The organism is Alteromonas sp. CyTr2, from assembly GCF_947311905.1.
Classification (GTDB): Bacteria; Pseudomonadota; Gammaproteobacteria; order Enterobacterales; family Alteromonadaceae; genus Alteromonas; species Alteromonas macleodii.
Genome location: NZ_CAMZMZ010000072.1, coordinates 1 through 2578 on the forward strand (window position 1 = coordinate 1; position 2578 = coordinate 2578).

Sequence of the window (2578 nt, forward strand, 5' to 3'; positions counted from 1 at the left end):
AACCACCTCCGCAGCCATTTATTGGTGTGGTCTACAGAGGATTATGTCTTTTTAGAGGGGAAAATCCCTAGAACCCCTAGATGAGGAGAGCGGGCCTACGGGGGCTAGTCGTTCGCATAGTTCCTGAAACCTGTTACGTCACTGGTTTTATTCGTATAATATGTCGCAAATTTCGGAATTTTTGTGACACAGAATTGGAGCACATGATGACTACTTTGAACCGTCCTGACCTCAGCGATATTCATATTGGCGATTGGGTTGACCGTTGGTTGCCTGCTGCTTGGCGTCCTTATGCAAGGCTTGCCCGGATCGACCGTCCGGTAGGAATATGGCTCACCTTTTTCCCCTGCCTTGCCGCGCTCATTCAAGCGTCCCAAGGGCTCCCCGAATTTCGGCTTTTGGTAGTGTTTTTTCTCGGCGCATTTTTGATGAGAAGCGCAGGCTCGACAGCCAATGACATTGCGGATCGTAACTTTGATGGGCATGTCGAGCGGACGCGCCTTCGTCCGCTCGCGAGTGGTCAGCTTCGAACGCGCCACGCGCTAATATTCCTCGCCGTCGAACTCGCCTTGGCGGCGCTGCTATTGTTTTTCTTAAGCCCATTCACAGCGCTTGTCGCAGTTTGCGTGCTGCCACTGGTATTCATTTACCCGCTTTGCAAACGCTTCACCCATTGGCCCCAAGCTGTTTTGGGGGCCGCGTTCAATTGGGGAATGCTGATGGCATGGGCGGAGGTGTCAGGCAATATTCCAGCAGGAGCCGTGGTAATGTGGGTCGGCGCTATAGCGTGGCAGATCGGCTATGACACGGTGTATGCTTATGTCGATGTAGCCGATGATACCCGTTTGGGTTTGAAATCAACAGCGATTCTATTTGGACGCAGGGGGCAGGCTATCGTCGGATTGTTCTACGCCTTGACTGTCGGGGCATGGGCGGTTGGGGGGTGGTTACTGGACATGGCGATGCCCTACGCTATCGGTATGGTTATTATTGCAGCTCATCTGGCTTGGCAGATATGGCGTGTTGACCTCGAAAAGCCGGAGCTGAATTTCCGGCTCTTTCTGTCGAACATTCTGACCGGGGCATTATTGGCGGTCGCTGCCTTCGCGGGCACTTGGTAAGTCGCGCAAATCCTGAAACCGCAAGGTGCTTTGGTGTGCTGAAGAACTTGGCCTCACCTATGAACATATCAATGCGGGTGGCACCTTTGGCGTGGTGAGCGACCCCGATTATCTCGCGATGAACCCTAATGGCCTTGTTCCCTGCCTGAAGGATGGTGATTTAGTCCTATGGGAATCGAACGCCATCGTCCGCTATCTTGCCAGACAATACGCTTATCCATCTCGATTACCCAACATCATTATGCCTGTGGCGAGTTATTCGACGAACGGTATCCGGTTTGGGCCGAAATCGCGGTGATCAGCTCGCGCCAGGATGTCCTGAACGCTTTGATTGGGCCTTCTTCCGATTTGTGATCAATTACCGAAAGGTGCAACGACAGCGCGACCTTGCTCGAATGGAAGGATTTGCCGGTCGGGTGTTCCGGTTCACCTCGCCGGCCGAACTGTCGGGCTTCGTAACTGCCATCAAGAAGGCTGCGCAAAAGGCGTGAAATCGGCCTACCGTATATTTGTGCCCCTTTAATGTTCAGGGGCCATCATGCGGATACGATCCACTATGATAGGAAAACGCTCTAAATGGAGATAGCATGACACTTGCCGAACAGTTTGAACTCATCCGATCTGGGCAGATGTACAACGATCTAACGTCTGAACTCGTGGCGGCTCGTGAGGAAGCAGTGTTCCTGACGAATGATTATAATGCCAGCTTCGGCCAAAACGCGGAAAAGCGTGAAGCCGTTCTGACGAAGCTTATCGGCTCAATGGGTAAGCAGGTTCATTTCGAACCTACGTTCCGCTGCGAGTTCGGACGCAATATACACATCGGCGACAACTTTTACGCCAACTTGGGGTTCTAGGGATTTTCCCCTCTAAAAAGACTTAATCCTCTGTAGACCACACCAATAAATGGCTGCGGAGGTGGGTTACTACTTATAAGTGTGGCAAATTAGGTAAATATCGTACATTTAATACGGAACAGCCCTGATATGGCCATCAAAAACGAAATTACTATTCTCACGAGAGCAGAACAGGCAGATCTTTATTCCCCACCCATTTTTTCAATCGAAGAACAACGTCTGTACTTTTCTCTGAACGATGCGGAATTGGCAGTTTTTCGGTCAATTCGTCTCAGAGCTCATAGATGTTACTTTGTCGCGATTTTGGGATACTTCAAATCAAAGCCCGTCATCCTAGATATCGCTTACTCGCAGGTTTCTAAGGATTTAATGTTCATCAGTAAAGAGCTGCTTGGCGGCAAGGGGCTCAGACCATTCACTCCCTCACAAAAACAAAAAGATCGACTCTACGCAAAAGTATTAGACCTTGCTGGTTATCACAAATGGGACGAAAGTCAGCACTTCAATTCTCTTTTCGACCACCTTGGGGTTCTAGGGATTTTCCCCTCTAAAGTAACATAGAATGCTACAGGCTTTGTATTATATAGCCTCCAGCTGTGG

Annotated in this window: 3 protein-coding genes and 1 pseudogene; all 4 read left to right on the plus strand. The window is 50.2% G+C overall.

Translation table 11 applies throughout. From position 1 onward, the window contains the following. Window positions 1-203 precede the first annotated feature (203 nt). Window positions 204-1121 (plus strand): 4-hydroxybenzoate octaprenyltransferase, encoded by a 918-nt coding sequence (gene ubiA, locus QME20_RS19555; RefSeq protein ID WP_199524880.1) that lies wholly within the window; start codon window positions 204-206, stop codon window positions 1119-1121. Between the two features lie 25 nt (window positions 1122-1146). Continuing rightward, window positions 1147-1419, plus strand: coding sequence for a glutathione S-transferase N-terminal domain-containing protein (locus QME20_RS19560; RefSeq protein WP_281716509.1), 273 nt, complete (start codon window positions 1147-1149; stop codon window positions 1417-1419). A 289-nt stretch (window positions 1420-1708) separates the two neighbouring features. Further along, a complete protein-coding gene (locus QME20_RS19565; RefSeq protein ID WP_218313322.1) occupies window positions 1709-1978 on the plus strand; it encodes a maltose acetyltransferase domain-containing protein in 270 nt (89 codons plus the stop codon). A 129-nt stretch (window positions 1979-2107) separates the two neighbouring features. Beyond that, a pseudogene (locus QME20_RS19570) lies at window positions 2108-2503 on the plus strand (DUF4158 domain-containing protein); the annotation flags it as partial. Window positions 2504-2578 lie beyond the last annotated feature (75 nt).

What these genes read in the sequence shown, in the direction of transcription:
- QME20_RS19565 (WP_218313322.1), top strand. Translation starts at nt 1,709, where the DNA reads ATGACACTTGCCGAACAGTTTGAACTCATCCGATCTGGGCAGATGTAC.
- ubiA (WP_199524880.1), top strand. Translation starts at nt 204, where the DNA reads ATGATGACTACTTTGAACCGTCCTGACCTCAGCGATATTCATATTGGC.